The following is a 16048-nucleotide window of genomic DNA, read 5'->3' on the forward strand; positions in this document are numbered from 1 at the left end:
GAAAGACATGGCAAACATTAACGACGTTTCGCGGCTGGCAAACGTCTCGAAAGCGACGGTTTCCCGTGTCCTGAGTGGCAGCCGCGGTGTAAAAGAAGAAAGCCGCCTGGCCGTGATGCAGGCGGTGGAAACACTGCAATACAAACCCAGCATGATTGCGCAGTCGCTCTCCACGCAGTCTACCGGCTGCATCGGCGTGATTTGCGCGGCAGAAAATATCAATCAGAGCACCGGCTATCTGCACGCGCTGGAAAAAGAGCTGAGGCTCAATCAAAAGTATTTACTGTTGAGATTCGCCACCGATGCCGCCAGCCTTGCCCATTCCGTGGATGAAATCGGTCGCGGGCTTTGCGATGCGATGATTGTGATTGGCGCGCGCTTCGCCCTGCCTGCGCTGCCCGACAACGTCATTACCATTGATTGCCTGGACGCGGATTCCGGGCGCAGCATTCATTTTGACCGCAGCTTTGCTACCGAAACCGCCTGCCAGTATGTGTTGCAGCAGGGGCGCCGACAGATTGCACTGATTAACTTTGAAAACAGCGAGGCCGCGGGGCAGGTGCTTCAGGGCTACCATCTGGCGCTGGAAAAATTCTTACTGCCTTATGACCGGCGGCTGGTCCACAGCGGAGAACACGCGCTCACGCAGTTGCTGGCGCAGAATGTCCCGTTCAATGCGCTGCTGGTGCCAGACGATGCCACCGCGCAGGACGCGTTACGTCAGCTTACCCAGCTGGGGCGCGCGGTGCCGCAGGCCGTGATGGTGTTCAGCCTCGACAGCACGCTGCCGCCGGGCGCGTCGGCGGTGCCGGCTATCGCTTATCCGCTGGAAACGCTGGCGCAAAGAGCGATGGCGTTGCTTACCGGACAGTTTTCAGCGAACACCGGCGAGCCGGTTCGCGGGCAGCTTTGTCTGCCTGCCTGACCCGCCTCGCATGTCGCGCAGCAACGGATATCCGCCTGCGCGAATGTTTGCTACCATAACTCCCTGATCCCTTAACCCCTTTCAGCGGCACATCCCTTTGACGACTATGAAGAAAAAAAGACCCGTACTCCAGGATGTGGCCGATAAAGTGGGCGTGACCAAAATGACGGTCAGCCGTTACTTACGCAACCCCGAACAGGTTTCCGGCGCGTTGCAGGAAAAGATTTCGGCCGCTCTCGATGAACTGGGTTACATCCCCAACCGCGCTCCGGACATTCTGTCGAATGCCAAAAGCCGCGCCATCGGCGTGCTGCTGCCGTCACTGACCAATCAGGTGTTCGCCGAAGTGCTGCGCGGCATCGAAAGCGTCACGGATATTCACGGTTATCAGACCATGCTGGCGCACTACGGCTACAGTCAGGAGCGCGAAGAACAGCGTCTGACCTCGCTGCTTTCTTACAATATCGACGGGCTGATTTTATCGGAGCGTCATCACACTGCACGTACGCTGAAAATGATTGAAGTCGCCGGTATTCCGGTGGTGGAAATGATGGATTGCGTATCACCGTGTGTCGATCTGGCGGTTGGATTCAACAACTTTGAAGCGGCGCGGCAAATGACCCAGCAAATCATCGCGCGCGGCCACCGCCATGTGGTGTATTTCGGCGCACGTCAGGACGAACGCACCCTTATCAAGCAGCAGGGTTACGAGCAGGCGATGCGTGAATCCGGGCTGGAGCCTTACAGCGTGATGACCAGCCGGTCATCGAGTTACAGCGCGGGGGCGGAATTATTGCGTCAGGCGCAAAAAGACTGGCCGCAAATCGACAGTATTTTCTGCACCAACGATGACCTTGCGGCAGGCGCATTCTTCGAATGCCAGCGTCAGGGGCTGAAAATCCCGTCCCAAATGGCGATCGCCGGTTTCCATGGTCACAACATGGGACAGGCGATGGAACCGCCGCTGGCAAGTGTCCTGACACCGCGTGAGAGAATGGGGCAGATCTCCGCCGAACGTTTGCTGGCGAGATTACGCGGTGAGAACGTGGTCCCGCGCATGGTGGATGTCGGCTTTACAATTTCAGCGGGCGGCAGTATCTGAGCCCTGCGCGCAGATAAAAAAATCCCCGGCGAAGTGGCCGGGGATTGAGCAGTGTTCATCTACAGGCGCATTTATGACGCCAGTGACAAATGTCTTTTCTGCTGTTTGTAGGTTTGCAGCCACTCGGCGACGCGCTGTTGCTGGGATTTATCCAGCCACATGCCGAGTTTGGTACGACGCCAGATCGCATCATCCAGTTCGCTCACCCACTCTTTTTCCACCAGATAGCGCAACTCTGCTTCATAGAACCCGTGACCAAAATCTTCACCCAGCGATTCAATGCTGGTGGCATCAGACAGGAACAACTCCGTCTGGCTGCCGTAAGTGCGGGCATAACGGCGAGCCAGGGTTTCCGGCAACCATTTGAAGCGGCTGCGCAGATTGGCGCTGTAAGTATCACGATCGCCGTTCAACTTCCCGCCGGGCAGTACCGCCGTTTTGGTCCATGCCGGGCCTGCTTTCGGGTAGTATTTGCCGAGTTTTTCCAGCGCATGTTCTGCCAGTTTACGGTAGGTGGTCAGCTTGCCGCCGAACACGGAAAGCAGCGGCGCTTTGCCGTCCTGATCGTGAACGTCGAGGGTGTAATCACGGGTCACTGCCTGCGGTGAATCCGATTCGTCATCACACAGCGGACGCACGCCGGAATAAGTCCAGACGATGTCTTCGGTGGTCAGCTGTTTCTTAAAGTGGTCGTTGTACACTTTCAGCAGATAACCGACTTCTTTATCATCGATTTTCACGTCTTTCGGGTCGCCGTGGTATTCCACGTCGGTGGTGCCGATGATCGAGAACTCATCCAGCCACGGGATCACAAACACAATGCGGTGATCTTCGTTTTGCAGAATGTAGGCCTGCGGCTGATTGTGCGCACGCGGCACCACAATGTGGCTGCCTTTGATCAGACGAATGCCGTACGGCGATTTCAGTTTCAGACCGTCGTCGAAGAAATGTTTGACCCACGGGCCGGTGGCGTTCACCAGGCCTTTGGCGCGCCAGGTGAAGGTTTTGCCGGTGTCGATATCTTCGGCTTCGACCATCCACAAACCGTCTTCACGCCATGCACGGGTCACGCGGGTGCGGGTACGGACTTCGCCGCCGCGTTCTTCCACTTCCTGAGCGTTGACGACCACTAAACGCGCGTCATCGACCCAGCAGTCTGAGTATTCAAAACCTTTGGTCAGTTCGGGTTTCAGCACCGATTCGCTGCCAAACTTCAGGCCTTTGCTGGCCGGCAGGCTGGTGCGCTTGCCCAGATGGTCGTACAGGAACAGACCGGCGCGGATCATCCAGGCCGGGCGCAAATGCGGCTGATGCGGTAAACGGAAACGCATCGGGAAGGCAATATGCGGTGCCATTTTCAACAGCACTTCACGTTCAGCCAGCGCTTCGCTGACCAGACGGAATTCGTAATGTTCCAGATAGCGCAGGCCACCGTGGATCAGTTTAGAACTGGCCGAAGAGGTCGCGCAGGCCAAGTCTTGCGCTTCAAGCAGCAGAACAGACAGCCCGCGGCCAGCTGCATCTACTGCGATGCCGGTACCATTTATACCGCCACCAATTACGATCAAGTCTTTGGTTTCCACGTCATCTTCCTCCAGATGTTCGCAATAGCTCTTTTATGTTCGTTTTCGCTCACGATTGTAATCGAGAATCGTCAAACAAGCCAAGCGTTAACCAAATAAAAACAATTATGCGTGATGAAGGTAACATTTTTGTGTCGGTTTCGAGCAAAACGGCAAGAAGAGAACGAAACCGAACGCAGCAAAGCGTGGAATGTTTCGCAATTGTTCGTTTTAAAAGGGCAGGGAGGAGAAGGGAAAAGCGGGAGCGCCCGCGCGGCGCTCCAGAAAAAGCAGGGAAATCAGCAGAGTTCGAGCTGAACGTCGTACTTGTCGATGATCTGTTTCACGCTGTCCGGCGGCAGTTTATCGGTAAACAGATAGTGGATTAAATCCATTTTTCCGAGGTTTACCATGGCGTTACGACCAAATTTGGAATGGTCGGTCACCAGCATCACGCAGCGTGAGTTTTCGATAATCGCGCGTTTGGTTCGCGCTTCGTGATAATCGAATTCAAGCAGCGAGCCGTCCATATCGATGCCGCTGATGCCGAGAATGCCGTAATCGAGGCGGAACTGGGAGATGAAATCGAGCGTGGCTTCACCCATGATGCCGCCGTCGCGGGCGCGAACTTCACCCCCGGCGAGGAACAGGCGGAAATCGTCTTTGGCGCTCAGCAGCGTTGCCACGTTCAGGTTGTTGGTGACGATGCGCAGATCTTTATGGTTGAGCAACGCGTGCGCCACGGCTTCCGGCGTGGTACCGATATCGATAAACAGCGTTGAACCGTCGGGGATCTGGCTGGCAACGCGTTCGGCGATGCGCGCTTTCGCTTCCGACCACATCACTTTACGGTCGTTATAGGCCGCATTCACCGAACTCGACGGCAATGCTGCGCCGCCGTGATGGCGATGAATTTTGTTCTGTTCGGCCAAATCGTTCAGATCACGACGAATAGTTTGCGGGCTGACGGCGAAGTGCTCCACCAGCTCTTCCGTGCTGACGTAACCCTGCTGACGGACGAGATCGATAATCGCATCATGGCGTTGTGTTTGTTTCACCCGAATCCCCTACTTGCTTTTTTTGCGCGGTGTGCGCGTATCAACAAATGCCATCACCAGGCCAAGACCCAGACCAAATGCGTGTGCGGCATTCGCCACAGCAGCACCGCCGGTTGCGTAACCAATGAACATGAAAATCAGCGAAATGACCAGCAATCCGCCGGGAACGTACAAACGACTTTCCGGTTTTAACTGGCCGGTCAGCCACGCATAGCCCATCAGCGCATAAACCACGCCGGACAGACCACCAAACCAGATACCGCTCACCATCGACTGGCCCCAGCCGCTGATCAGTGCGGAAATCAGCGTCACGGTAAACAGCTTGCCGCTGCCCAGATGCATTTCAATCTGGCTGGCAAGATACCACCACCAGGCCAAATTAATCAGTAAGGCGATAAACGAGAAATTCATCAGCGCGGGCGTGAACCAGCGCCACACCTGGAACATGCGGGAACTGTCAGGCCAGGCCAGCCAGCTCATCACCAGTTGATCGCCCACCATTTGTTGCAGGATAAACACCGCAAGACTCAGGACGATCATGCCGATGGTCAGCGGCCCGGCGCGGCTGCGCAGGCTTTTCAGAAAAGGCGCGTGCGACATTTTTAAATGTGGCTGCGTTTTGCCGGTTTTCCAGCTGGCCTCCTGATAACGCGGATGCAGCGGATCGCGCACAAACAGCGCGACCTGTTTTTCTGCTTCTTCCAGACGGGATTCATCTTCCAGCCAGATCTGCACTTCCTGACTTTCGTGTTTCGTCGTCAGCGTAAAACCCTGCGTTGCCATGTAATCGACAAACGCCTGAGCGAGGCGGGGGTTGTTCAGGTTAAGAATGCGCACCATAGCGTTAAGCGGTTTCCCTAATTGTTTGACTGCGGTAATTCATTGTTATGCCAGCATGCGATAACGGTATCGCCCGATTATCTGTCAGCGGGCTTTCCGATAACAGGGTCATGCTAACCTAAATGCCGATGACATCGCATTTTGCTCGCGTGCCGGAATGCCAATTTTGCTGGCAATGGTTGGCCACTGCCTGACGACGTGCTGGCAGCGACGGAGGATATCCAGCGCATCGTTGTCTGAAATCCGAAATACCGGCGCGACCGAAAGCGCTAAATCGAGATCCATCGCATTATCGGATTCGCTGATATTCAGTTTTAATCCTGTGCTTTGTGCCACAGGATTGATGTCATAGGCGGGTGAAAGACGCCATCCTTTTCCCGGCTCCAGCAGAAAACCATGGTTACGCAGATGATCGTCCGTATTAGAAACCAGCAGGTTGAAGACGATACGTGACCAAAGCTCGCGTAAATCCTGATTCGGCTGCGCACCCTGGTTGATCAGTACTGATGCCAGATCAAGATAGCTGACGCCGGAAGAGGCATCATCGCCATCCTGATGGCCTGTCAGCGTCATCGCCGAGGCAAAGTGTTTACGCAGGCCTTCTGCCGTTCGGTCAAAACGCTTCACTAAAAAACAATGATGGGGATTGGCATAGCGGCGGGCAAGGCTTTCAGGCACATTCAGACCACAGGCTTTTGCCAGCGTATTCACGACCAGCTCCCAGGCGCCGATATCGTATTCATCATTGATACTGGGGAATTTTGCTATCCAAAGATGGCCATCCGGGGCACTGACGCTGGCTTTAGGGCGTGCGCCGCCGAGTGAGCCGCCCGGTGCAATCAGCAACCGTAACCATTCGTCGCCTGCGGCATCCTGATTTTCGCTGTCCTTTTCCAGCGCCCGGCTGGCAGCTTCAAGCTCGCGAATTTGTATGAAAGGAGGGGCTGCGACATCATGACGATCATCCAGAAAATGACCTTCATCATTGAGCCGAAATCGCAGTGCGCCGATACGAAAACTGTCATGCACGCCCAGCAGATAATCTGATTCATAAAGACGCTGACTGGCCGGGGCCATACCTGCCCGTTTTTCGCGTTCCAGCCGTCTTTTCATCAATAATCGCCCCCAGCGATCCGGGCAGGTATCCGCGAAGGCACCAAAAATATCCTGCCCTTGCGCCGGATATTGTGGCCCGGTGAATAAACCTATTCGTGGATCAAGCTGGAGATTGGCGAAATCAGGATGCTCAAGCGCAGCCTGATCATATTCAAAGGCAAAAATTTCCCGCCCTCCGGCTTTATGCACATTGAGAAAACCGATGCGCAGCGGCGATGAGAGTGGTGTCCAGTCAGCATACACGGCGATCCTTACCGTCATTTCTTCGTCCTTTTAGGGTTCTTTTTATCAACGTTCTCATCACCGTGAAGCAGTGATGCTAATGAACCTGCACTCAAAAAATCATCTTTCGCCCAGTCGCTTTCCGTATTCGGTTCGACATGTGTTAAATCAGGATTGTCTGAAGGTGCAGTTCGTTTTGATCGGGATTGACGTGCGGCGGGTTTACGGGGGGATAATTTAGCATCCTGCAACTGATGGCCGAACGGATCATCTCTGAGCAGAAAATTCAGGTCTTCCTCTACTCCCAGCACCTGCATAACAGCGAGATACGCCCCGATTGTCACGCCCACGCCGCCCCGTTCAATATTGCGTAATGTCATGGGCACCATGCCTGCGCGTTCTGCGACCTGCGCTGCCGTCAGTTTACGGCGTAGCCTTGCCAGGCGAAGGCGATCACCAAACTCAGTCAATAATGATTCAGTTTTCGGAAGCAGCGGTGACGTTTTTCTGGGCATGGGAAGAGCCAATGAGAAGTGTAAACTGATACTATTATGGCGATATTGTCTGAATATCGCCATAATAATTACACTTTTGAGTGCGCGGGTGTGACGCGCAGCGGGATTTCAGGCAGATTTACAACCCTTCCAGCGCCTGCGCCAGATCGGCGATCAGGTCTTCGGTGTCTTCGATACCGATGCTGATACGCACCAGCCCGTCGGTGATCCCGCTCTGACGGCGGATCTCCGGCGCGACGGCGCTGTGGGTGGTAGATGCCGGATGGCAGGCCAGCGAGTCAGTATCGCCGAGTGACACCGCCTGCGTGATGATGCTCAGCTTATCGAGGAAAGTGCGTGCGGCGTTCAGCCCGCCTTTCAGCTCAATCGCCATGATCCCGCCAAACAGTTTCATTTGTTTCGATGCCGTGGCGTGCCCCGGATGCTGTTTCAGCCCCGGATAGAACACCGTGTCGATCGCGCTGTGGCCGTCGAGGAACTCCGCCACCGCCTGCGCGCTGAGGGAACTGGCTTCCACGCGCAGCGGCAGCGTTTTCAAACCCCGGATCAGCAAACTGGCTTCGAACGGGCTGAGGCAACCGCCGAACTGTTTCAGGCTCAGGGTGCGGATTGGGGTGATTAACGCCGCAGAACCGGCCACCACGCCGCCGGTCGCATCGCCGTGACCGCTGATGTATTTGGTGGCGGAGTGCAGAACGATATCAATGCCCAATTCCAGCGGACGCGTCAGGTACGGCGTGGCAAAGGTGTTATCCGCCACACTCACCGCACCTGCGGCTTTGGACAGACGGGCGATCTCGGCCAGATCGGCGATATCCAGCCCCGGATTGGCAGGGGTTTCCACCAGCACCACTTTGGTGTTTGTCGTGAATGCCGCTTCCAACCCGCTCACATCGGTGACGTGAACCGGTTTGATGCCATAGCGCGGCAGCAGGTTACGCACCACGCCTTCGGTGCCGCCATACAGCGTGCCGATATGAATGATTTCATCGCCGGGAACCAGCAGGGCAAACAGCGTGGCGCTGATGGCCGCCATGCCACTTGCGCAGGCCACAGCGGTTTCCGCGCCTTCCAGCGCCGCCAGTTTTTGTTCGAAAACGCTGACCGTCGGATTGGCGAAACGGCTGTACATATAGCCCGGCTCTTCACCGCTGAAACGGCGAGCACCGCTGTCGAAATCAGGATACGAAAATGCAGAAGAGGCCGTGATAGGCGTCGCGACGGCGCCGGTCTGGGCATCAGGCTGCTGGCCGCCATGAACGGCGAGGGTGCGCATCCCTAAAGAACGTGAAGTGTTCAGATTTTTCATCTTGAAATCCTGTCGATAGTAGGCGGAAATTATATCAAGACTGAGGAAAGGTAGCTTTTTCAACTTAAGAACATTTTCGGCGCAAACTGATCAAGCTGGTTATAAACAGCATAGTCTGCGCCGGAAAAGAACAAGGGGGTAACGGGGAGAAAATCAGGCTTCGATATCGTGCGGAAAGGTTTTCGACCAGGCTTCAAAGCCGCCGTCCACGCTGTAGACCGATTCGAAACCCTGACCAATCAGGAACTGTGCTGCTCCGCGACTGCTGATGCCGTGATAGCACATCACCAGCACCGGTTTTTTGGCATCGGCCTGTTCCATGAATGCACGCATACTGTCGTTGCTCAGATGGAACGCGCCGGGGGCGTGACCCGCGCCGAACGTCTGAGGGTCACGGATATCGACCATCACGGCTTCGCCGGAGGTCAGGCGGGAATGCGCAAGTTCTACGCTGATTGCTTCAAATTGTTCCATTCTGGTCGTGCCTCATAAAAGGTGATGTTGTCATTCTACCCAATAATTGCACGACGAAGACCAGACAAAGAGAAGGGGTAAGCGTTAAACCAGGATCACTTTCACGCCTTTCTGGCGTAACTGCCCGATGATGTCGCCGTTCGCTTCTTTGCCGGTAATGAGCACATCGATTTGCTCGGTGCGGCTGAACAGCATACCCGCGCGCTGGCCGATTTTGCTGCTGTCGACCAGCACCGCTAAATTCCCGACGTAATTCAGCATCTTCTGCTCGGCCATTGCGGTCAGCATATCGGTTTTGTACAGGCCGTCAGTGGTCAGCCCCGCGCCGCTGGTGAACATCCAGTGCCCGGCATACAGGCTGGCATCGCCGTCTTGTGGGGCCAGCGTAATCGACTGACTTTTATTGTACTGCCCGCCCATGATCACCACGCTCTCGTGCTCCTGCTCAATCAGATAATTGGCCAGCGGCAGATAGTTGGTGATGACCTGAATGTCTTTTCCGCACATTTCACGGCCCAGCAGAAACGCCGTCGAGCCACAGTTAATCACCACGCTTTCACCCGGCTGGCACAGTTCGGCTGCCGCTTTGGCGATGCGCATTTTTTCGTTGAGGTTGTGGGTTTGATGGATGTTCAGCGGTGTCCAGTTCTGGCGTGGCTGATTAACGGCTTCCGCGCCGTTGCGCACTTTACGCAATTTCCCCAGTTCGTTGAGCTTGGTGATGTCACGACGCGCTGTCGCCGGTGAAATATCAAATTGATCAATCACATCTGCGACGGAAATCTGCCCCTGACGTTGCAGGAGATCGAGAATAGCGTTGTGTCGTTGTGGCTCAGTCATGGTGGCTCCGCAGGTAAATAGGTGATTACCGCGTGATTATAAACGAGCATTTAATGCATTCAATCATCATTTGCTGATAAAACCAGCGGGGAATACTTTCCCCGCTGTGAATGCATGACTCTTTTAAGTAAATAATTTTAAAGGAAAGATTTAAAGGGCAAATCGGTTTCTGTGGTGAAACAGTCGTCGAATCCACGCGGGTAGTGATATTCGAAATTGTCTTTGTCATTCGGGTAAGTAAATTTGCCGCCCACCTGCCAGATAAACGGCTTAAAGCCGTATTTCAGGCGATCTTTTTTCATCTCCCACAGCACACGGATTTCCTGCGGATTGGCCTGGAAATTCGACCAGATATCGTGATGGAACGGAATGACCACTTTGGTGTTCAGGGATTCCGCCATGCGCAGCATATCCACGCTGGTCATTTTGTCGGTCACGCCACGCGGGTTTTCGCCGTAAGAGCCGAGCGCCACGTCAATCTGATACTCGTTGCCGTGTTTGGCGTAGTAGTTGGAATAGTGTGAATCGCCGCTGTGATACAGGTTTCCGCCCGGCGTTTTGAACAGATAATTCACCGCACGCTGATCCATCATGTCCGGCAGCACGCCTGCGGCTTTCTGATCGGCGGGCAGGGTGATCAGCACCGTGCGGTCGAAGGAATCCAGCGCGTGGATTTCCACATCTTTGATCCTGACCACTTTGCCCGGCGTCATCACGATGCAGCGTTCAGCCGGTACGCCCCAGCTCATCCACAAATCCACGCAGGTTTGCGGGCCGATAAAGGGGACGTCGGCAGCGCAGTTTTGCATCACGGCGGCGGCGACGTTCACATCGATATGATCGTTATGATCGTGGGTGGAGAGCACGGCGTCGATCTCGCGGATCGCAAAGGGATCGAGCACAAACGGCGTGGTGCGCAGATTCGGCTGGAGCTTCTTCACACCGGCCATGCGTTGCATCTGGTGGCCGGTTTTCATCAGCGGGCTGCTGTGATTTTGCTTGCCGACGCCGCACCATAAATCGACACAGATATTCGCGCCGCCCTCAGATTTCAGCCAGATCCCCGTACAGCCCAGCCACCACATGGCAAAGGTGCCCGGCGCGACCTTTTCCTGCTCAATTTCTTCGTTTAACCAGGTGCCCCATTCCGGGAACGTACTGAGGATCCAGGACTCGCGGCTGATCGTTTCTACTTTGCTCATGGTATTCCCTCATCTGAGTTGGGTTTGAAATAAGATGTCATAATAAATCATTTAATGATTAATCATGATTTGTTGATGAGGAAGTTATCACCGAAAAAGTGCCATGACAATGATTTTAAGGCGGGTTTTTTGAGCATGAATAAAAGCGTATAAGATGGGGTATTCAGCCTGATTCGCATTATTGAATAAGATAATACGCCATTATGGTATTGAAATTATTCATGAATATGAGGTTTTTTAGCCAGGTGGCTATTTACCCTGATGACGATATCTTGCGAGACTGCTCACAAATAATCATTATGAATCTTTATCTGATTTGATGTGAGCATTAGAGTGCGTCTGTCCCTCACTTCGCCGCGCGTAGTGCAGCGCTGGGAAGATCAAACAAGGTCAGACGGAGAGTCTTATGGAATTCCTCTACACCATCTTCACCGTATTTTTTAATCAGGTAATGACCAACGCGCCGTTGCTGCTGGGTATTGTGACCATGCTGGGTTACATCCTGCTCAGGAAGAGCGCGACAGTGATCATCAAAGGCACCATTAAAACCATTATCGGCTTTATGTTGTTGCAGGCGGGGTCCGGTATTCTGACGGGCACCTTTAAACCGGTGGTGGCAAAACTTTCAGAGGTTTACCACATTAACGGTGCGATCTCTGACACCTACGCCTCGATGATGGCGACGGTCGAGCGCATGGGCGAGGCTTACAGCTGGGTCGGTTATGCGGTGCTGATCGCCCTCGGGCTGAATATCCTGATGGTGGTTTTCCGCCGTATTACCGGCATTCGCACCATCATGCTCACCGGCCACATCATGTTCCAGCAGGCGGGGCTGATCGCGGTGTTCTTCTTCATCATGGGCTATCCGATGTGGACCACCATCTGGTCGACGGCAATTCTGGTGTCGCTGTACTGGGGCATTACGTCGAACATGATGTACAAACCGACGCAGTCCGTGACGGAAAACAGCGGTTTCTCCATCGGGCATCAGCAGCAGTTCGCCTCGTGGATCGCCTTTAAAATCGCGCCCTATCTCGGCAAGAAAGAAGACAGTGTGGAAGACCTGAAACTGCCGGGCTGGCTGAATATCTTCCACGACAATATCGTCTCAACCGCCATCGTGATGACCGTGTTCTTCGGCATTATTCTGTGCTCCTTCGGCCTCGACACCGTGCAGCAAATGGCCGGTAAAACCCACTGGACGATTTACATCCTGCAAACCGGTCTGATGTTTGCGGTGGCGATCTTCATCATTATTCAGGGCGTGCGCATGTTCGTCGCTGAACTGACCGAAGCCTTTAACGGCATCTCCCAACGCTTAATTCCCGGTGCCGTGCTGGCGATCGACTGCGCGGCAATCTACAGCTTTGCGCCGAACGCCGTGGTCTGGGGCTTTATGTGGGGCACCATCGGCCAACTGATTGCCGTCGCCATTCTGTTTGGCCTCGGCTCATCCATCATGATCATCCCCGGTTTCATCCCGATGTTCTTCTCCAACGCCACCATCGGCGTGTTTGCCAACCACTTCGGCGGCTGGCGCGCAGCGCTGAAAATCTGTCTGGTGATGGGGATGATCGAAATCTTCGGCTGCGTCTGGGCCATCAAACTCACCGGCCTGAGTGCCTGGATGGGCATGGCTGACTGGTCGATTCTGGCACCGCCAATGATGCAGGGCTTCTTCAGCATCGGCATGGCCTTTATGGGCATCATCGCGGTGATCGCACTGCTGTACATGTTCTTCGCCGGTCGCACATTGCGCGCAGAAGAAGATGCGGAAAAACAAACGCTTAATCAATCCACTTCACATTAATCAACGAGGTTCCCATGACAGTACGAATTCTGGCGGTATGCGGTTGCGGGCAAGGCAGTTCGATGATCATGAAGATGAAAATCGGCCAGTTCCTGACACAGGAAGGCGTGGATCACACCATGAACAGTTGCGCGGTGGGGGAATACAAATCAGAGCTGGGCGGCGCCGACATTATTGTCGCGTCCACGCACGTGGCGGATGAAATCACCGTCAGCGGCAACAAATACGTGGTCGGCGTGCGCAACATGCTGTCGGCGGCAGATTTCGGCCCGAAAGTGATGGAAGTGATCAACGCGCACTTTCCGTCGTCGCTGAAAAAGTAAGGAGCGCTGTATGAAACTGCGAGATTCGCTGGCTGAAAACAACTCGATTCGCCTCAACGCAGAGGCCGAAACCTGGCAGGAAGCGGTGAAAATCGGCGTCGATATGCTGGTGGACGCCGGTGTGGTCGAGCCACGTTATTACCAGGCAATTTTGGATGGCGTGAAACAGTTCGGGCCGTATTTCGTGATAGCGCCGGGGCTGGCGATGCCGCATGGCCGCCCGGAAGAAGGCGTCCTGAAAACCGGTTTTGCGCTGGTGACCCTGAAAACGCCGCGGGTGTTCAACCACGAGGATAACGATCCGGTGGATATCCTCATCACGCTGGCGGCGGTGGATGCCAACGCCCATCAGGAAATCGGCATCATGCAGGTGGTGAACCTGTTTGATGACGAAGCCAATTTTGACCGCCTGCGCGCCTGTACCACCGCGCAGCAGGTGCTGGATTTGATCGACCAGACTTCCGCCGCGGCGGTTCACTAATTCGTTAGCAGAGAAGGAATTCAATATGTCTCATTCATTACCGATGTTGCAGGTGGCGCTGGATAACCAGTCGATGGACGACGCCTACAAAACCACGCGCCTGATCGCCAGCGAAGTCGACATCATCGAAGTCGGCACCATTTTATGCGTCGCCGAAGGCGTGCGGGCGGTGCGTGATTTGAAAGCGCTGTATCCGGAAAAAATCGTGCTGGCCGATGCCAAAATCGCCGATGCCGGAAAAATCCTCTCGCGCATGTGCTTTGAAGCCAACGCCGACTGGGTGACGGTGATTTGCTGCGCCGACATCAACACCACCAAAGGCGCGCTGGAAGTGGCGAAGGAATTTAACGGCGACGTGCAGATTGAACTGACCGGTTACTGGACGTGGGAACAGGCGCAGGAATGGCATGACGCCGGTATCGAGCAGGTGGTTTATCACCGCAGCCGCGATGCCCAGGCCGCCGGTGTGGCGTGGAGTGATGCCGATATCACCGCCATCAAACGCCTGTCGGATATGGGCTTTAAAGTGACCATTACCGGCGGGCTGGCGCTGGAAGATTTGCCGCTGTTTAAAGACATTCCGGTCCACGTTTTCATCGCCGGTCGCAGTATCCGCGATGCCAAAGATCCGGTTGACGCGGCGCGTCAGTTCAAAAAATCCATCAGCCAGCTCTGGGGCTAAGGAATCTCGCATGATGCATAAAGCCGTTCCACTCGGTATCTATGAAAAAGCCCTGCCTGCGGGCGAAGACTGGCTGATGCGCCTGACGCTGGCGAAAGAGCTGGGCTTCGATTTCGTTGAAATGTCGGTAGATGAAACCGATCACCGGCTGGCGCGGCTTGACTGGTCACGCGAGCAACGCCTGCTGGTGGTCGATGCGATTTCGCGCACCGGCATCCGCATTCCGTCGATGTGCCTGAGCGCGCACCGGCGGTTTCCGCTCGGCGCAGAAGATGATGAAACCCGCAATCAGGGGCTGGAGATCATGCGCAAAGCCATCGTGCTGGCGCAGGATCTCGGCATCCGCGTGATCCAGCTCGCCGGTTATGACGTTTATTACCAGCAGGCCAACGACCACACCCGCGAACGTTTTCGCGACGGCTTGCAGGAGTCGGTCGAAATGGCCAGCCGCGCGCAGGTGACGCTTGCGATGGAAATCATGGACTACCCGCTGATGAATTCCATCAGCAAAGCATTGGGTTACACGCATTACCTGAATAACCCGTGGTTCCAGCTTTACCCGGATATCGGCAATTTGTCGGCGTGGGATAACGACGTGCAGATGGAACTGGCGAGCGGCGCGGGGCACATCGTCGCCGTGCATATTAAAGACACGCAGCCCGGCGTATTCAAAAACGTGCCCTTCGGCAGCGGGGTGGTGGAGTTCGAGCGCTGCTTTGCCACGCTGCAAAAAAGCGGTTATCGCGGGCCGTACCTGATCGAAATGTGGAGCGAAACGGCCGCCGATCCGATGCAGGAAGTGCGCAACGCCCGCGCCTGGGTGGTGGATAAAATGCAGAAAGCCGGGCTGAACATGGAGGAAACCGTATGACGGATGCTCTGAAACAACGCGTATTTGAAGCCAACATGGCGCTGCCCGCTTACGGTCTGGTGACCTTTACGTGGGGAAACGTCAGCGGGATTGACCGCGAGCGCGGGCTGGTGGTCATCAAGCCGAGCGGTGTGGAATACGAAAGCATGCAGGCCAGCGATATGGTGGTGCTGAACCTGCAAGGCGACGTCGTGGAAGGGCATTACACCCCTTCCTCTGACACCGCCACGCATCTCGAACTCTACGCCCGTTTTCCGCAGCTTGGCGGCATCGTGCATACCCATTCCACCTACGCGACCTCATGGGCGCAGGCCGGTGTGGCCATCCCGCCGCTGGGCACCACGCACGCGGATTATTTCGCCGGTGCGGTGCCGTGCACCCGGCCTTTATCGCGTCAGGAAGTGGGCGGCGAATATGAACTGGAAACCGGCAAAGTGATCGCCGCAGCGCTGAGCGGCATCGACCCGCTGCACATGCCGGGCATTCTGGTCGCCCAGCACGGCCCGTTCTGCTGGGGCACCACGCCGGAACAGGCGGTACACAACGCCGTGGTGCTGGAAGAAGTCGCGAAAATGGCGTGGATCACCGGTTCAATACGGCGTAACCAAACCCCGATGGACGACTATTTGCTGCAAAAACACTTCAGCCGCAAACACGGGCCGGATGCCTATTACGGACAGAAATAATGGCACGGAGATGCCCTTAAAATGCCCTCC

The 16048-nt window shown here is 55.3% G+C and carries 17 protein-coding genes; 8 read left to right on the forward strand and 9 right to left on the reverse strand.

Features of this window, described 5'->3' with window-relative positions; genetic code table 11:
- Positions 1 to 7 precede the first annotated feature (7 nt).
- Together J1779_RS16500 and gntR are read left to right on the forward strand one after the other, a co-directional pair.
- A complete protein-coding gene (locus tag J1779_RS16500; protein WP_056775512.1) occupies positions 8 to 925 on the forward strand; it encodes a LacI family DNA-binding transcriptional regulator in 918 nt (305 codons plus the stop codon).
- A gap of 106 nt (positions 926 to 1031) precedes the next feature.
- Positions 1032 to 2027: a gluconate operon transcriptional repressor GntR gene (gene gntR, locus J1779_RS16505; RefSeq protein WP_056775509.1), complete on the forward strand. Its 996-nt coding sequence runs from the start codon at positions 1032 to 1034 to the stop codon at positions 2025 to 2027.
- Positions 2028 to 2098: 71 nt separating this feature from the next.
- Here gntR and glpD read toward each other — a convergent pair whose 3' ends face one another.
- The 9 genes from glpD to ulaG form a co-directional block, all read right to left on the reverse strand.
- Positions 2099 to 3610 (reverse strand): glycerol-3-phosphate dehydrogenase, encoded by a 1512-nt coding sequence (gene glpD, locus J1779_RS16510; RefSeq protein ID WP_122097268.1) that lies wholly within the window; start codon positions 3608 to 3610, stop codon positions 2099 to 2101.
- Between the two features lie 278 nt (positions 3611 to 3888).
- Entirely contained in the window at positions 3889 to 4647 is a 759-nt protein-coding gene (locus J1779_RS16515) for a DeoR/GlpR family transcriptional regulator (RefSeq protein ID WP_056775505.1), read from the reverse strand.
- Positions 4648 to 4656: 9 nt separating this feature from the next.
- The gene (gene glpG / locus J1779_RS16520; RefSeq protein WP_056775501.1) at positions 4657 to 5487 is read right to left on the reverse strand and encodes a rhomboid family intramembrane serine protease GlpG; all 831 of its coding nucleotides are present in this window, start codon (positions 5485 to 5487) and stop codon (positions 4657 to 4659) included.
- 108 nt (positions 5488 to 5595) lie between these two features.
- Positions 5596 to 6864, reverse strand: a complete 1269-nt coding sequence (locus J1779_RS16525) for a type II toxin-antitoxin system HipA family toxin (protein ID WP_217204275.1) — start codon at positions 6862 to 6864, stop codon at positions 5596 to 5598.
- Positions 6861 to 7340 carry a helix-turn-helix domain-containing protein gene (locus J1779_RS16530; protein WP_217204286.1) on the reverse strand — a complete coding sequence of 160 codons (480 nt, stop codon included), beginning with the start codon at positions 7338 to 7340 and terminating at the stop codon, positions 6861 to 6863. The genes J1779_RS16525 and J1779_RS16530 overlap by 4 nt, the downstream gene beginning before the upstream one ends.
- Before the next feature lie 118 nt (positions 7341 to 7458).
- On the reverse strand, positions 7459 to 8649 hold the full coding sequence (locus tag J1779_RS16535; protein ID WP_217204276.1) for a trans-sulfuration enzyme family protein: 1191 nt from the start codon (positions 8647 to 8649) through the stop codon (positions 7459 to 7461).
- A 153-nt stretch (positions 8650 to 8802) separates the two neighbouring features.
- Complete coding sequence (gene glpE, locus J1779_RS16540) at positions 8803 to 9123, reverse strand: thiosulfate sulfurtransferase GlpE (protein ID WP_122097270.1); 321 nt, start codon at positions 9121 to 9123, stop codon at positions 8803 to 8805.
- An 84-nt stretch (positions 9124 to 9207) separates the two neighbouring features.
- Positions 9208 to 9963, reverse strand: a complete 756-nt coding sequence (gene ulaR, locus J1779_RS16545; protein ID WP_056775492.1) for an HTH-type transcriptional regulator UlaR — start codon at positions 9961 to 9963, stop codon at positions 9208 to 9210.
- A 137-nt stretch (positions 9964 to 10100) separates the two neighbouring features.
- On the reverse strand, positions 10101 to 11165 hold the full coding sequence (gene ulaG / locus J1779_RS16550) for an L-ascorbate 6-phosphate lactonase (RefSeq protein ID WP_217204277.1): 1065 nt from the start codon (positions 11163 to 11165) through the stop codon (positions 10101 to 10103).
- A 406-nt stretch (positions 11166 to 11571) separates the two neighbouring features.
- Between ulaG and ulaA the strand changes: the two genes are divergently transcribed.
- The 6 genes from ulaA to J1779_RS16580 are packed head-to-tail and all read left to right on the forward strand — an operon-like array spanning position 11572 to position 16018.
- Entirely contained in the window at positions 11572 to 12975 is a 1404-nt protein-coding gene (ulaA, locus tag J1779_RS16555; RefSeq protein ID WP_217204278.1) for a PTS ascorbate transporter subunit IIC, read from the forward strand.
- A 14-nt stretch (positions 12976 to 12989) separates the two neighbouring features.
- Positions 12990 to 13298: a PTS ascorbate transporter subunit IIB gene (gene ulaB / locus J1779_RS16560; protein WP_122097273.1), complete on the forward strand. Its 309-nt coding sequence runs from the start codon at positions 12990 to 12992 to the stop codon at positions 13296 to 13298.
- A 10-nt stretch (positions 13299 to 13308) separates the two neighbouring features.
- The gene (gene ulaC, locus J1779_RS16565; protein ID WP_136375387.1) at positions 13309 to 13779 is read left to right on the forward strand and encodes a PTS ascorbate transporter subunit IIA; all 471 of its coding nucleotides are present in this window, start codon (positions 13309 to 13311) and stop codon (positions 13777 to 13779) included.
- 25 nt (positions 13780 to 13804) lie between these two features.
- Positions 13805 to 14461 carry a 3-keto-L-gulonate-6-phosphate decarboxylase UlaD gene (locus tag J1779_RS16570; RefSeq protein ID WP_217204279.1) on the forward strand — a complete coding sequence of 219 codons (657 nt, stop codon included), beginning with the start codon at positions 13805 to 13807 and terminating at the stop codon, positions 14459 to 14461.
- Between the two features lie 10 nt (positions 14462 to 14471).
- The gene (locus J1779_RS16575; RefSeq protein ID WP_217204280.1) at positions 14472 to 15332 is read left to right on the forward strand and encodes an L-ribulose-5-phosphate 3-epimerase; all 861 of its coding nucleotides are present in this window, start codon (positions 14472 to 14474) and stop codon (positions 15330 to 15332) included.
- Positions 15329 to 16018, forward strand: a complete 690-nt coding sequence (locus J1779_RS16580) for an L-ribulose-5-phosphate 4-epimerase (RefSeq protein ID WP_122097275.1) — start codon at positions 15329 to 15331, stop codon at positions 16016 to 16018. Before J1779_RS16575 ends, J1779_RS16580 begins: the two co-directional genes overlap by 4 nt.
- Positions 16019 to 16048: the final 30 nt, after the last annotated feature.

The sequence above is a fragment of the Rahnella rivi genome, assembly GCF_019049655.1.
GTDB classification, from domain to species: Bacteria; Pseudomonadota; Gammaproteobacteria; order Enterobacterales; family Enterobacteriaceae; genus Rahnella; species Rahnella rivi.

Excerpts from the sequence above, each read along its gene's own strand:
- J1779_RS16500 (WP_056775512.1), top strand. The coding sequence starts at position 8 with ATGGCAAACATTAACGACGTTTCGCGGCTGGCAAACGTCTCGAAAGCG.
- gntR (WP_056775509.1), top strand. The coding sequence starts at position 1,032 with ATGAAGAAAAAAAGACCCGTACTCCAGGATGTGGCCGATAAAGTGGGC.
- glpG (WP_056775501.1), bottom strand. The coding sequence starts at position 5,487 with ATGGTGCGCATTCTTAACCTGAACAACCCCCGCCTCGCTCAGGCGTTT.
- J1779_RS16525 (WP_217204275.1), bottom strand. The coding sequence starts at position 6,864 with ATGACGGTAAGGATCGCCGTGTATGCTGACTGGACACCACTCTCATCG.
- J1779_RS16530 (WP_217204286.1), bottom strand. The coding sequence starts at position 7,340 with ATGCCCAGAAAAACGTCACCGCTGCTTCCGAAAACTGAATCATTATTG.
- J1779_RS16535 (WP_217204276.1), bottom strand. The coding sequence starts at position 8,649 with ATGAAAAATCTGAACACTTCACGTTCTTTAGGGATGCGCACCCTCGCC.
- glpE (WP_122097270.1), bottom strand. The coding sequence starts at position 9,123 with ATGGAACAATTTGAAGCAATCAGCGTAGAACTTGCGCATTCCCGCCTG.
- ulaR (WP_056775492.1), bottom strand. The coding sequence starts at position 9,963 with ATGACTGAGCCACAACGACACAACGCTATTCTCGATCTCCTGCAACGT.
- ulaG (WP_217204277.1), bottom strand. The coding sequence starts at position 11,165 with ATGAGCAAAGTAGAAACGATCAGCCGCGAGTCCTGGATCCTCAGTACG.
- ulaA (WP_217204278.1), top strand. The coding sequence starts at position 11,572 with ATGGAATTCCTCTACACCATCTTCACCGTATTTTTTAATCAGGTAATG.
- ulaB (WP_122097273.1), top strand. The coding sequence starts at position 12,990 with ATGACAGTACGAATTCTGGCGGTATGCGGTTGCGGGCAAGGCAGTTCG.
- ulaC (WP_136375387.1), top strand. The coding sequence starts at position 13,309 with ATGAAACTGCGAGATTCGCTGGCTGAAAACAACTCGATTCGCCTCAAC.
- J1779_RS16570 (WP_217204279.1), top strand. The coding sequence starts at position 13,805 with ATGTCTCATTCATTACCGATGTTGCAGGTGGCGCTGGATAACCAGTCG.
- J1779_RS16575 (WP_217204280.1), top strand. The coding sequence starts at position 14,472 with ATGATGCATAAAGCCGTTCCACTCGGTATCTATGAAAAAGCCCTGCCT.
- J1779_RS16580 (WP_122097275.1), top strand. The coding sequence starts at position 15,329 with ATGACGGATGCTCTGAAACAACGCGTATTTGAAGCCAACATGGCGCTG.